Here is a 13558-nt window from a genome sequence, read left to right on the forward strand (position 1 = left end):
GTCGCGAGCGTGTGGGCCCCGTAGCGGCTTGCGGTGAGCAGGTAGAAGCGGGGCTTTTTTGGCACTGGTCGGTGGGTCGGGTGCTGGGCCTCCGTGCCCTTGGAGGCGAAATAAAGGAGGAGGCCGCCCTGCGGCCGGGGGCGTCGCCGGAAAGGGCAGGGAGGCCCGGCGCCCGATCCACCGACCACCGCTTTGAAGAGGATCAAAGGACGCTTCTACTTGCCACGCATAGCGGCGAAGAACTCTTTTCTCAGGCGATCGACCGGCCAAGCGCATGGGCCGTGTCCAGGTGCGGTGCCGGATCGTTGGTGTCCACCTCCAGCAGCAGCGTGGAGGACACCACCGGCGCGCCGCAGTAGTCGAAGATGCCGGTGTCGATCTGGGTTTTCATCGCGCCGGTATAGCCGCGCTTGGTCCAGGTGCGCTCGTCGGCACCGCCGAGCCCCACCAGGTGCACCTTCAGATGGCCGAGCTTCTTGACCACCCGGCCGCCGGCGTCGTCGTAGGCCCAGCCATTGGAGAATACCCGGTCGATCCAGCCCTTCAGCTGTGCCGGCATCGCCCACCAATAGACCGGGAACACCAGCACCAGCGCATCGGCTCGGTCCAGGCGGGCCTGTTCGGCGAGTACATCCTGCGGAAAGGGCCGCAGGCGATGGTGGCCGTCAAGATCGGCCTGGGTGAAGCGGGGGTCGAACCCTTCGGCGCTCAGGTCGGCGCGTTCGACCGTGGCGTCGGGGGTGGCGTCGGGGGTGGCGTCGGGGGTGGCGGCGGGGGTGGCGGCGGTGATGCCGCTGGCGATCCGGGCGGCAACGGCGTGGGTCAGCGAATCCGGGTTGGGGTGTGAGGCGACAATCAGGGTGTGCATGGGGGGCGATCCGGGGAGGCGGGCAGGTGTGTATACTTTCAGTAAGTTACGACTCGTAAGTTACGATTGGTATATAGCCATGTCAAGTGCCGTTGCTGATTCGTCCCTGGGCGCCCCGCGTCGCAGGTTGACCCGCGCCGACCGCCACACGCAGCTGCTGGCCGAAGCCTGGAGGCTGGTGCGCGAAGAGGGCACCGAGGCGCTGACGCTGGGGCGCCTGGCCGAACAGGCCGGGGTGACCAAGCCGGTGGTCTACGACCACTTCGGCACCCGGGCTGGGTTGTTGGCCGCGCTGTACCGGGATTTCGACCAGCGTCAGGGCGCGGTGATGGACGCGGCGTTGGCAGCCAGTGGGCCGGCCCTGCAAGACAAGGCGCGGGTCATCGCGCAGTCCTACGTGGCCTGTGTGCAAACCCAGGGCCGCGAGATACCCGGGGTGATCGCCGCGCTCGCCGGTTCGCCGGAACTGGCGCGGATCAAGCGCGAGTACGAGGCGCTCTTCATCGAGCAATGCCGCAACCTGCTCGCACCGTTCGCGCGCGGTGGCGTGCTGCCATCGGCCGGCTTGTGGGGCATGCTCGGTGCGGCGGAAGGATTGTCGGTTGCGGCGATCACTGGCGACATTACGCCGCTGCAGGCACAGCAGGAGTTGGCGGCGACGATCATGTCGATGGTGGAGCGCGCGTGATGGAGACTGCAGCGGGTGGGCGTTGGTAGCGCGTTCCCGCGTCATGACCAATGCATCTTTGCTTATTGCCTGGACGCGCTCACAGCGCTCGAAACAGCCCTGTTTCGGGTAATGAATGAGACAGCGGCATGGCAGCTGCGTGCCGTGTCATGAATTGTTTAGCCACATGTCGATGGCGTCTACGCATCTGCGCCCCGCACGCACGCGACGGTAACCTTGGCGCGGCTACGGTGCATCCACCGGCATCATTTCGTTGCCGAATTCCGGAGATGCACAGATGGGTACCAACCAGAACCCGCAGCAGAACCAGCAGAATCCGCAGGAACAAAAGAACAATCCGCCGGGCCAGCAGGGCCAGCAACAGCAGCAGCGCGATCCGCAGCGTCAGGGCCAGCAGCAACAGCAGGACCAGGACCAGGACCAGAAGCGCGAGCGCAATGCCCAGCAGGGTAGCCAGGACGAAGAAGAATAAGCCGTCCGCTGTACCGCATTCCGCAAAGGCCCGGCCCTCTGGTCGGGCCTTTGCATGTGTGGGGAGCTGAAGGTCGCTCGCGTATCATGCACGGCCATTCCGCATCGACGTCGTCGGTGCCTCTGCACAGGATTGTCTGCATGTCTGTTGTCTTCCCGCGGTGCACGTTGCTCGCGCTTGCCGTTATCGCTGGCGGCACCGCCAATGCGTCCCCTGCTGGCCGCGCGGCCATCGAGCCCCTGCTCGAACAGAGCCCGGGGGTGACCTTCAGTCAAGGCGTGCAGGAGGGCAAAGCGCAGTTCCGTGGTCGGCTGCAGCAGTTTGCCAACGGCGACACCCTGCTGCGCGTGGGGGACGGCGAGGGCGAACCGGTGATGCTGATCGTGTGCTCGCAATCGGGCTGGATCAATCCGGTTGGCGAGACCGGCAGCGCCACGCCGTTGAGCGGTGAGCAGCTCAAGGCGGTGCGGATGATGCAGTACATGGGCACGCTGACCGGCGTGGCGATGGTGCAGGGCGTGATCGGCGAGGGCTGGCAGCTGCCGGCGTCCGCCGCGCCGGTGTCCTCGACCGGCAGCAACGCCTGGGCCTATGGCCGCGAACAGTTCGACATCACCACCCGTCAGGTGGCGGGACAGGGGCTGCAGGTGCGGACGGTCAAAACCTCGAACGGTGCCACGCCGCACACCCCGGACCCGGCGGCAACCTTCAGCACCGACGACGATCGCGCGGCGCGCCTGGCCGAGCTCGAACCGGTGGGCGCCTGGCGTGAACTGGTGATCGCCGACGGCGAGCGCCCGGCGTCCTTGCCGGCGGACATGTCGCTGAAGGGCTGGTTTTCCAGTAGTGCGCAGGGCGCGGTGGCGACGGTCGGCGACGCGCGGCGCAACTGCAAGGAATGAAGCGGCCTCGACGGCGCCTGCCCATTGATCTATGTGATAAGCATTCGCATTTAGGGTAGACTGCGTCGTCCCCCTGTGAAGCGGGCTGTGCGGCGCCACGCCGCTGCCCCTGAGTACCCATGACGTTGTCCTTCGCGGCCCGCCGCCGATCGTCCGCCCTGCTGCCGCTGGCCGGCCTGATGCTCAGCCTGGCCTGCGCGATGCCGAGTGCGTCGGCGCAGCAGCGCAATCCGCAGCAGCGGGTAGGCGAGACGATCTTCGTGCAGAAGGCCGAGCGCTACCGCTTCGAGCGATTTACCCTGGACAGCCCGGACGGGCAGCGCCGCTGGCAGGTCAACGTCGGTATTCCCGTGCGAAGCGGCAAGGTGCCGGCACCGGTGCTGTACATGCTCGATGGCAACGCGGCGGCGATGGTGATGGACCAGCCGCTGCTTGCCGAACTCGCGGCCAAGGCCGCGCCGGTGCTGGTGTTCATCGGTTATGACAACGACCTGCGCATCGATTCGCCGGCGCGCACCACCGATTACACCGCATGGATCGACCGCGCCGACGATGAGGATGGCACGCCGACGGTGGTCGGCGGGGGCGCGTTCGCGTTCCAGGACCTGATCGAACGGCGGATCAAGCCGGAGGTGGAGAGGCGCGCCAACATCGACCGCCAGCAGCAGGCGCTGTGGGGCCATTCGTTGGGTGGGCTGTTCGTGCTGAGCAGCCTGTACACCCGGCCCGCCGCGTTCCAGTACTACCTCTCGGCGAGCCCGTCGCTGTGGTGGAACCGGGGCGCGCCGCTGGGCGACATGGAGCAGCAGTTCCTGGAGAACCAGCACGGCCAGCCTGCGAAGGTGTGGGTGATGCTGGGCGGCGCAGAGCGCATCGGTGACCGCGGCAACCGCGATATGAACAACCCGCGTGTGGTCGCGCATCTGCGCCGCATTGGCGGCGCCACGCCGGATGCGGCGATGCAGTTGTCGCAGCGCCTGGCCAAGGTGCCCGGGCTGGACGTGCACTACCGCGAGTTCGATGGCCTGGGCCACGGCCCGATGCTGTCCGCGTCGTTGCAGGCGACGTTGAGCGTGCTGTACGGCGTGACCGACCGCAGCCTGACCGCTGCTGCTGCGCAGCCCTGATCGTTTCTCGACATTCCGCACGCCACGCGCGTGCAACCCGCTACCCAGGCTTCTTGTGCGGCATCGCACCGGCCCAGGCAACCGATGATCCACCGCGCACCGCGCGGTACCCGTGCAAGGAGCCTGTCATGTCGTTCCGTTCTTCATTCCGTCTCACCACCCTGGCCGCTGGTCTGCTGCTGGCCGTCGCCGGCCACGCGCAGCCGGTGTTCGACCAGCCCGCCAGTGTGTTCAAGGGTAGCGTCGTCTCGCGGGGTGAGAATGTCGTCCCCGGCAGCACGGCCGAGGTGGTCGGCCGCGGCTTCGTGCCGGGCCAGCAGGTCAGCCTGGTGCGCGGTGAAACCGTGCTCAACGGCCAGCCGTTGATTGTCGATGCGGACGGCAACTTCACCACCCGGTTGCAGATCCCCGCCGACGCGGTGCCGGGCACGCATCCGGTGGTGGTACGCGCCAGCCAGCCGGCGGCCGCTGCGGTGCTCAATCTGCGCGTGTCGCCACAGCTGCCGCTGTCGGGGCAGGAGCGTTTCTCCACCCAGTCCAACAAGCTCGTGCAGGGCCTCTATCAGTCGGCTTACAGCCCCAAGAGCAACGCGGTATTTGTGACTTCTGCAGTGGGCCGCCCACCGGTGACCCAGTCGCAGCTGCTCAAGGTCGACCCGAAGACGCTGAAGGTAATCCAGGCGATCACGCCGGCGCCGGTGCCCGATGCCAAGGGGGGCAGTGTGTTCGCGGTGTACGGCGTGGGTGTGGACGATGCCAACGGCAACGTGTGGGTGAGCAACACCCGCCAGGACACGCTGGCGGTGTATCGCCAGTCGGATCTGTCGCTGGTGCACCAGTTCCCGGTCGGCGCCGTGCCGCACGCGCGTGACGTGGTGGTGGATGCCAGACACGGCAAGGTGTTTGCCTCGGCCACGGGTGAGGACCATCTGTCGGTGTTCGACGCGAAGACGCTCAAGCCGCTCGAACCGATCGCGCTGGCCTCGGGCGTGGACGACGAAAAATTCGTCCCGATGAGCCTGGTGCTGGATGACGCCAGCGGCAAGCTGTTCACGGTGAGCATTGGCACCCCGGAAGCGGCGGTGATCGATGTGGCCACGGGCAAGGTGGACAAGGTCATCGACCTGGGCAATTCGATCAGTGCCTCGGGCGTGGCCTTCGATGCGCAGCAGAACCAGTTGTATGTGGCCTCGCAGGGCACCGACAACCTGTTGATCGTGGATGTCGCCAGCGGCAAGGTGCTGCACGATGTGCCTGTCGGGGCCGGTGCGCTCAACGTCGCGTTCGATCCGAAGGCGGGGCTGGCGTATGTCACCAGCCGCGGTGCCGGCACTGTCTCCGTGGTCGACCGCAGCGGCAAGGTGGTGGGCAATCTGGACGGCGGCACGTTCCCCAACCATGTGCGCGCCGATGGCAAGGGCAACGTGTTCGCGGTGAACAAGTCGCGCGGCACCGACGATGCCAAGGGCGACCGGATCACCCGTATCGCGCCGCGCCAGCCGTAATCCACCGGGCAGGGCGGCCGCCGGTCGTCCTGCCGAAGGAGCAATGAATGAAAACGAGGGTATCCCTGCGGCTCTTGCCGCTCGCGATGACAATGGCCTTGGCAGCGTGCAGTGGCCCGGCTACCCCGCCGGCCGGTGAAGCGAACGCACCGACGGCGGCAACGGACGCTGCAACGCCGTCGGTCGGTACGCTGCCGGCCGGGTGGACCCGCGTGGATGGCGGCGCACTGCCGCGCCTGGTCGGGCAGTCCGCTGTGTTGCCGGCGACCGTGCGCTCCGATGACGGTGCCGAGGTCGAGGTGGACGACACCGGTCGCATCATCGTCGGTGGCGATGACGTGATCGCGGTGATCGATGCGTTGGGGCTGGGCAGGCAGGTGTTCGCCGCGCCCAAGAACACCACCACCGATTCCGGCCGCGCCGCACCACATCAGTTCCTGTTCAACCGCACCACCGGCGTGGAAGGCGTACTGAGCCTGCAGGGCTCGCTGTTCCTGGGCAACAGCCTGCGCCGGCATACCGAACTGGCGCAGAAACTGCGCGCGGTGGGCGAGCCGGCGGTGGTGGTCGATGACCTGCAACCGGCCCCGGACAAGGTGCGCAAGATCGCTGCCGCACTCGGCCTGGCCGCCGCCGGCGAGCAACTGGGCACGCAGGTGCAGCAGCAGCTGGATGAGGCTGCCGCGATCGGCAAGAGCATCGGTCGTGCGCCGCGCGTGATCCATGTGTCGGCCACCGGCGCTGGCGGCGCGCCGACCGTGGCCGGCGCGGACAGTGCATCCGCCAAGCTGATCGCCCTGGCGGGTGGTCTGAACATCGGCACCGAAGCCGGCGTGGCGAACTATTCGGCGCTGAGCAACGAGGGCGTGGTGGCGGCGGCACCGGAGGTGATCCTGGTGACCGAGCACGACCTGGCGCTGTTTGGCGGCGCCGAGGGCCTGTGGAAGGCCTATCCCACCCTGAAGCAGACCCCGGCCGGCCAGGCCAACCGGGTCTGGGTGATGCCGGACGTGCAGCTCAAGTACGCCAGCGTCGGCTCCGGCGTGGGCGCGCTGGCGCTGGCCAAGGCGTTGGCGGCGCTGCCGCCGGCATGAGTCCGGCCGATCGCCGCCGTCGACGTGGTCGCGGGATGCTGCTGCTGGCTGCCGCAGTGCTGCTGCTGGCGGTGCTGGCCTCGTTCGCGGTCGGGCCGTTGCGGCTGCCACCGTTGGAGGTGCTGCAGGCCATCGGAGTGAAGCTGGGACTGGTGGAGCCGCATGCAGTCAGCCGCCGTGATCTGGCGGTGGTCTGGCAGCTGCGCATTCCGCGCGCGTTGCTGGGAGCGATGGTGGGTGCGGCGCTGGCGATGGCCGGCGCCAGCCTGCAGGGGTTGTTCGGCAATCCGCTGGCCGATCCGGGCATCGTTGGCGTCAGCCAGGGCGCAGCACTGGGTGCAGTGGCGGCGATCGTCTTGGGCGCGGCCGGTGCCGCCGGCTGGATCGTGCCGGTGGCGGCCTTCGCAGGGGCAACGCTGGCGATCAGCCTGACCTACGCGTTGGCCAGGCCTGGCAAGGGCAGTGGCAATGCCACCCTGCTGCTGGTCGGCATCGCGATGGCGGCGTTCTGCTCGGCGTTGATCGGCTTTCTTACCTATATCGCCAGCGAGAGTGAACTGCAGTCGCTGGTGTTCTGGCAGATGGGCTCGCTGGCACGCGCGAGCTGGTCGGATGTGATCGCGGTGGCGCCGCTGTTCGCGATCGGGGTATTCGCGTTGCGGCGGCTGGCCACGCCGCTGGACATGCTGGCGCTGGGCGAGCGCCAGGCGCAGCACCTGGGCCTGGACGTGGCGCGCACGCGGCGCCGGCTGGTCGCCTTCAGCGCGCTGCTGGTGGGTGCGGCGGTGGCGTTCGCAGGTTCGGTGAGCTTTGTCGGGTTGGTGGTGCCGCACGTGGCACGCATGCTGGTCGGCCCCGGGCACCGCTGGCTGCTGCCGGTGTCGGGGGTGCTGGGGGCGGTGCTTATCGTGATCGCCGATACCGCCGCACGTACGCTGGATCCGCCTGCGGAAATCCCGCTGGGTCTGTTCTCGGCGGCGCTGGGGGCGCCGTTCTTCCTGTGGCTGGTGCTGCAGCAGCGCCGCAAGGACACGCCATGAGCGTGTTGCTGCGCCTGCGCGGGGTAGTCGTGCGCCGCCAGCAGCGCGAGATCCTGCATGGCATCGCGCTGGATTTCGTGCCGGGCACGGTCACCGCGCTGGTCGGCCCGAACGGGGCGGGCAAGTCGACCCTGTTGGCGGTGGCGGCGGGCGACCTGCCTGCCGATGAAGGCGAGGTGCTGCTGCAGGGCAAGCCGTTGGCTGGCTACCGGGCCGGGCCGCTGGCACGCGAACGCGCGGTGATGCCGCAGGAACACGGCGTGCGCTTTGCCTTCAGCGTGGAAGAGGTGGTGGCGATGGGGCGGCTGCCGCATCCGCCGGATCCGGTGCTGGATGATCTCCAGGTGGAGCGCGCGATCGATGCGGCAGAACTGCAGGCGCTGCGTCAGCGCGAGGTGCAGCAGCTGTCCGGCGGTGAGTCGGCGCGTACCACGTTCGCGCGCGTGCTCGCCCAGCAGACGCCACTTGTGTTGTTGGACGAACCCACCGCCGCGCTGGACCTGCGCCACCAGGAACGCACGCTGCGCAGCGTGCGCGCCCTGGCAGATGCCGGTGCCTGCGTGATCGTGGTGCTGCACGATCTGAATCTGGCGGCCGGGCATGCCGACCGCATCGTGCTGCTGGAACAGGGCAGGGTAGCGGCGGACGGCACCCCGGCGCAGGTGCTGACCGAAGCCCACTTGGGTCGCGTCTACCAGCAGCCGGTGATCGTGCTGCAGCACCCGCAGCGCGGCGTGCCGTTGGTAGTGGTCGCCGACCCACCGTAGAGCCGACCGTTGGTCGGCTGCGCGGCATCCCCGATCAACGCCACCGTCCGGCGATGGACTGTTTCGCCGGGCGTTGGCCCGCACCCCCGGCGACCCGCCGACGCCTCATTACCAGCCGAACGTCGCCGTCGCCATGACCGTGCGGCCGCTGCCGTAGTAGCACGAGGACACGCCGGTGCAGGTGGACACAAAACGCTTGTCGGCCAGGTTGCTGGCGTTGAGCGCGAGCTGCACATGGGTGCTGCCGATCTGGCCGAGGTCATAGCGCAGCGCCGCATCGAACAGCGTGTAGGACCGAATGCGGTACAGGTTGGCGCTGTCGCCATAACTGACGCCGTTGTAGCGCGCACCCGCCGCCAGGCTCAGCCCGCGCAGCGCACCGTCCTGGAAGGTGTAGTCCGCCCAGAACGAGGCGCTGTAGTCGGGCACCATCGCCAGCGCTTTGCCTGCGTATGCGGCCGAGCGGGTCATCTCCGAGTCCATGCGCGAGGCCGCGCCGATCAGGCTGAAGCCGTCGATCGGGGTGATCCGGGCTTCCAGTTCGATGCCGCGCACGCGGCCTTCGTCACCCTGGATCGAACAGGTGGCGGTGCCGGTCGCGCCGCAGTTGCGATGGCTGGCCACCGGGTCGTCGACGATCATGTTCTGCTGGCGCAGGTCGTACACGGCCAGGGTGACCAACCCATCCACCGAGGCCGGCTGGTACTTCAGGCCCGCTTCCCACTGCGACCCGGTAACCGGTTCGAGGGCGGTGAGGGTGAAGCTGTCCAGCGGCGACTTGGTCGACGGCTGGAACGATTCGGCGTAGCTCACATACGGGGTGAGGCCGTTGTCGAACACATACAACAGTCCGGCACGGCCGGTGAAGGCTTCGCTCTTGATCACGCTGTGGCCGCCGGGGGTGGAGATGCCGGTGGCGATGTTGCGGTTGGCGCTGGTGCTGTCGTCCTTGGTCCAGTCGTAGCGGCCGCCCAGGGTCAGCCGCCAGTTGGCCAGTGCGATCTGATCCTGCAGGTACACGCCGCTCTGGCGGTTGACCCCGGCCGTCGGCGTTTCAGTGCTGACCGTGGGTGCGTAGGTGGAATACACCGGGTTGAAGATGTCGATCGGGCGCGGACTGCTCATCGCGCTGCGTACCCCTTCCCAGTCGGCGCGCTGCCAGTCCCAGCCGAGCAGCACGGTGTGCTCGGCCGCACCGATGGCAAAGCGTGCCTGCAGCCGGGTGTCGAAGGTGTCCCCCTCCGAATCGCCGGTGCCCATGACGCCGCGACGGTTCTGCGTGCGGCCATCGGCGTTGAGTGCACCGAAGGTCACCACGCCGCGGTACAGCGAATCCACGTGGGTGCGGCGCGCGTTCTGCGTGAGCGTGAGGTGGTCGTTGAACTGGTGTTCGAACATCCAGCCGGCCGTCCACAGGGTGCGGTCGAAGGTGTTCCAGCCGGGCTCGCCGATGAAGGTGCTGTTTTTCATGTAGCCGTAGCGCGTCGGGGTGAGCGTGCCCGCTGCCGGCAGGAACTGGTAAGTGGAGCCGCCGTCGTCCTTCTGGTACATGCCCAGCAGGGTCATTCGGGTGCGCTCGGCGATCTGCCAGGTGTAGCTGGGCGCCAGGAACCCGTGCTTCTGTTGCGTGTGCTGAATCTGGGTATCGCCATCGCGGTACAGGCCGACCAGGCGAAACAGGTGGTCGTTTCCAGAGGTGCCCGCACCCACATCGACGGCGGCGCTGTATTGACCATGGGCGTCCAGACCCAAACGCAGCTGTTGCCGCTGGTCAGGCGTGGGCGTCTTGCTGACCTGGTTGACCATGCCGCCCGGGGCGATCTGGCCGTACAGCACCGCAGACGGCCCCTTGAGCACTTCCACCCGCTCCAGGTTCCAGCTGTCGAACATGCTGCGGTTCCACTGGCTGCCCTGCGGTGCGCGCATGCCATCGAGGGTCACGTTGTTGGACCAGCTGCCGGCATCGAAACCGCGGATACGGAAGTCGTCCACGCGGTTGTCGATGCCGCTGCTCTCCAGGCTCACCCCGGCCACGTAGCGCATCGCATCATTGAGCGACTGCACGCCGCGCGCATCCAGTTCGGCGCGCTCGATCACCGACACGGACTGCGGCGTCTCGGTAATGCTGGTGCTGGTCTTGGTTGCACCGCTGGCGCTGTTGGCCGCACGGTAGGCGTTGACCCGTACCGCATCCAGATCGGTGGCGGTCTGCGCGTGTACGGGGAGCGCGCCTGCGGCAGACAGTGCGCAGGCGAGGGCGAGCAGGTTGGGGCGCAACCGGCGGGAGGTTTCAGTGGGGAAGGGCATGACGGAACGCTCGAAGACACGGAAGGTGTGCGCGCGCTGGCCTTTCGCACGCGGCCCGTAGCCGCCACCAGCGCCGTTGCGTCGCCGGCGGCGACGTTGCCCGCTGCATTCTAGGGAATCTGGCAATTTATGCAATTGCGACACATTCGCATATGGGGTGCGAAGCCCACGATGTTGGATGCCGTTGGCGCGTTGAATGTTGCGCAGAGCCATTCATCGTTCTACCGGTGCCGCCAATAACCGCTTGCGCATCCCGCCGCGAGGTCTAGAATGCGCCCATCACCTGACCACCGCCGCCATGACTTCGATGCCGCTCCTGACGTTTTTTACCCAGACCCGCGAAAGCGCGGGACGGGCGCGTCTGCCCTGCGGCTCATCAGGCGGCTGACCGGTATCCGGTCACCCTGGAAGACCCCAGACAGAGCGCCCCACCGGGCGCTCTTTTCGTTTCAGCGCTTCACAAACCCACGCAAAGGAGAACGTGCCATGCACCAGATCGCCGAGCCCCAAGCCTGGCCGCACGCCCGTTAGCCAACGGCGGCGTGCGGCTCCTCGATGTTGGCGACGAGAGCAATCACCATGAACACCACAACCCACACCCTTTCGCACTGGCGCAACCTGGGCATCATCGCCCACATCGACGCCGGCAAAACCACCCTCACCGAACGCCTGCTGTGGAAAACCGGCGAGATCCGCCGCGTCGGCGAAGTCCATGATGGCGCGGCCACCACCGACTTCTCGGCGATCGAGCGCGAGCGCGGCATCACCATCGGCGCGGCGGCCGTGCAGGCGCATTGGGCGCCGCGCGGTGGCGACGACCATCGGCTGACCCTGATCGACACCCCCGGCCACATCGATTTCGCCATCGAAGTGGAGCGCTCCCTGCGCGTGCTCGACGGCGCGGTCGCGGTGTTCTCCGCGGTCGATGGCGTGCAGCCGCAGTCCGAGACCGTCTGGCACCAGGCCCGTCGGCACGGCGTGCCGTTGATCGCCTACGTCAACAAAATGGACCGCGTCGGCGCGTCGTTCGAGCGCGTGCTGGGCCAACTGGAGGACAAGCTGCAGGCGCGTCCGTGGGCAATCGGCTGGCCGCTTGGCGACGAAAACCATTTCCATGGCTGGGTCGATTTCATCGCCCGCCAGACGGTGGAATGGGACGACGCCGGCAACCCGACCCGCAGCGACTGGAGCACCGATGAGCAGGCGCAGTGGCAGCCGTATCGCCYGCGCCTGATCGAGGCGGTGGCCAACCACGACGACACGCTGGCCGAAACCTGGCTGGCGGGCGACAACGTGGACGATGCGCTGCTGCGCGCTGCGCTGCGCCGGGCCACGCTGGCCGGCGCGGGCGTACCGGTGCTGGCCGGTGCTGCGTTCAAGAGCAAGGGCATCGACACGTTGCTGGATGCGATCGTCGACTTCCTGCCGTCGCCGTTGGACCGACCTGCCGTGGTTGCGATGCGGGGTGAGAGCGAGGTGTTGTTGCCGCCGGACCCGAAAGGGCCGCTGGCCGCGCTGCTGTTCAAGATCACCCACCAGGCCCATGCCGCCCTCAGTTTCGTGCGGGTGTACTCGGGCACGTTGAAGGTGGGCGACCAGGTGGCCAGCTCGCAGCACGCACAGGGCCGACGCATCAGCCGGCTGGTGCGGGTGCAGGCCGACCAGACCCACGAGATCACCGAGGCGGTTGCCGGTGACATCGTGGCGGTGATCGGCTGGAAGGATGCGGTGAGYGGTGAAACCCTCAGCGCGCCCTCCGCGCCGCTGCTGCTGGACACCATCCATGCCCAGCACGCGGTGCTGGCGTGGCGGTTGAACGCCGACAAGGCGTCCGACCTGATCCGGATGAGCCAGGGCCTGTCGAGCCTGGCGCAGGAAGATCCCTCGTTCCGCGTCGCCACCGATGCGGTCACCGGGGAGACCCTGATCTGGGGCATGGGCGAACTGCACCTGGAAGTGATGGTCGAGCGCCTGCGCAGCGAGTGGAACGTGCCGGTCAAGGTGGGCGCGCCCCGTGTCGCCTATCAGGAGACGCCGTCGCGGGCGGTGCAGGACGTGGAGGGCAAGGTCGTCAAGCAGACCGGTGGCCAGGGCCAGTTCGCCCGGGTGCTGATCGAGGTGGTGCCCACCGGTGACGAGGCGGTGCGTTTCGTCGACCGCACGGTCGGCGGCGTGATCCCGAAGTCGTTCGTGGCGGCCGTGGAAAAGGGCGTACGCGCGGCGCTGGAAGAAGGGCCGCGTGGACATCCGGTGGTCGGGATCGAGGTGACCCTGACCGATGGGCAGACCCATGCCAAGGACTCCTCGGAGATGGCCTTCCACCGCGCTGGTAGCGAAGCGGTCAAGGCGGCACTGGCCACGACCGGTACACGCCTGCTGGAGCCGGTGATGGAAGTGGCCATCCACGCGCCGTCGGCCAATGTTGGCGACGTGGTGGGCGACCTCAACCGCCGCAGCGGGCGGGTGGCCTCGATCGAGGATCACGGCGCGCAGGTGGAAGTGGTGGGCTATGCGCCGCTGGCGCGGCTGGTCGGCTACACCACCTCGCTGCGCTCGTTGACCCAGGGAAGGGCGACCAGCGACATGCGCTTCAATGGCTATGAGGAAGTGCAGGCGGCTTGATGGGGCGGGTCGGTACGCCTGCCAGCGCGGACATCGTCGTCCGCTGATGAAGAAGCGAAGGGGGCCGGGAAACCGGCCCCCTTTTCCGTGGGCCGTTGCGCAAAGAGAACCACGCGGCCCAGGTCATGTCAGCCGTATGGGGCGTGGTTGCGGACAATGCACCGCA

At 67.9% G+C, this 13558-nt stretch carries 11 protein-coding genes; 9 read left to right on the forward strand and 2 right to left on the reverse strand.

Annotated elements, in window-relative coordinates; translation table 11 throughout:
* Positions 1-250: 250 nt before the first annotated feature.
* Positions 251-868, reverse strand: a complete 618-nt coding sequence (locus tag AC1DR7_RS02725; protein WP_457319713.1) for an NAD(P)H-dependent oxidoreductase — start codon at positions 866-868, stop codon at positions 251-253.
* A 79-nt stretch (positions 869-947) separates the two neighbouring features.
* Here AC1DR7_RS02725 and AC1DR7_RS02730 point away from each other — a divergent pair, with 79 nt between their 5' ends.
* From AC1DR7_RS02730 to AC1DR7_RS02765, 8 genes are all read left to right on the forward strand, one after another.
* The gene (locus AC1DR7_RS02730) at positions 948-1556 is read left to right on the forward strand and encodes a TetR/AcrR family transcriptional regulator (protein ID WP_457319710.1); all 609 of its coding nucleotides are present in this window, start codon (positions 948-950) and stop codon (positions 1554-1556) included.
* A 277-nt stretch (positions 1557-1833) separates the two neighbouring features.
* Positions 1834-2028, forward strand: coding sequence for a hypothetical protein (locus AC1DR7_RS02735; protein ID WP_478051315.1), 195 nt, complete (start codon positions 1834-1836; stop codon positions 2026-2028).
* A 140-nt stretch (positions 2029-2168) separates the two neighbouring features.
* Complete coding sequence (locus AC1DR7_RS02740; RefSeq protein ID WP_478051314.1) at positions 2169-2930, forward strand: hypothetical protein; 762 nt, start codon at positions 2169-2171, stop codon at positions 2928-2930.
* A gap of 119 nt (positions 2931-3049) precedes the next feature.
* A complete protein-coding gene (locus AC1DR7_RS02745) occupies positions 3050-4057 on the forward strand; it encodes an alpha/beta hydrolase (RefSeq protein WP_457319923.1) in 1008 nt (335 codons plus the stop codon).
* Between the two features lie 128 nt (positions 4058-4185).
* On the forward strand, positions 4186-5562 hold the full coding sequence (locus AC1DR7_RS02750; RefSeq protein ID WP_457319921.1) for a YncE family protein: 1377 nt from the start codon (positions 4186-4188) through the stop codon (positions 5560-5562).
* A 47-nt stretch (positions 5563-5609) separates the two neighbouring features.
* The gene (locus AC1DR7_RS02755) at positions 5610-6656 is read left to right on the forward strand and encodes a heme/hemin ABC transporter substrate-binding protein (RefSeq protein WP_457319919.1); all 1047 of its coding nucleotides are present in this window, start codon (positions 5610-5612) and stop codon (positions 6654-6656) included.
* Positions 6653-7696, forward strand: a complete 1044-nt coding sequence (locus tag AC1DR7_RS02760) for a FecCD family ABC transporter permease (RefSeq protein WP_256776733.1) — start codon at positions 6653-6655, stop codon at positions 7694-7696. Before AC1DR7_RS02755 ends, AC1DR7_RS02760 begins: the two co-directional genes overlap by 4 nt.
* A complete protein-coding gene (locus tag AC1DR7_RS02765; RefSeq protein ID WP_256776734.1) occupies positions 7693-8463 on the forward strand; it encodes a heme ABC transporter ATP-binding protein in 771 nt (256 codons plus the stop codon). The genes AC1DR7_RS02760 and AC1DR7_RS02765 overlap by 4 nt, the downstream gene beginning before the upstream one ends.
* A gap of 108 nt (positions 8464-8571) precedes the next feature.
* Here AC1DR7_RS02765 and AC1DR7_RS02770 read toward each other — a convergent pair whose 3' ends face one another.
* A complete protein-coding gene (locus AC1DR7_RS02770) occupies positions 8572-10770 on the reverse strand; it encodes a TonB-dependent siderophore receptor (protein WP_478052871.1) in 2199 nt (732 codons plus the stop codon).
* 579 nt (positions 10771-11349) lie between these two features.
* Between AC1DR7_RS02770 and fusA the strand changes: the two genes are divergently transcribed.
* The gene (gene fusA, locus AC1DR7_RS02775; RefSeq protein WP_478076386.1) at positions 11350-13392 is read left to right on the forward strand and encodes an elongation factor G; all 2043 of its coding nucleotides are present in this window, start codon (positions 11350-11352) and stop codon (positions 13390-13392) included.
* Positions 13393-13558: the final 166 nt, after the last annotated feature.

This window comes from Stenotrophomonas sp. P5_A9, assembly GCF_056400525.1.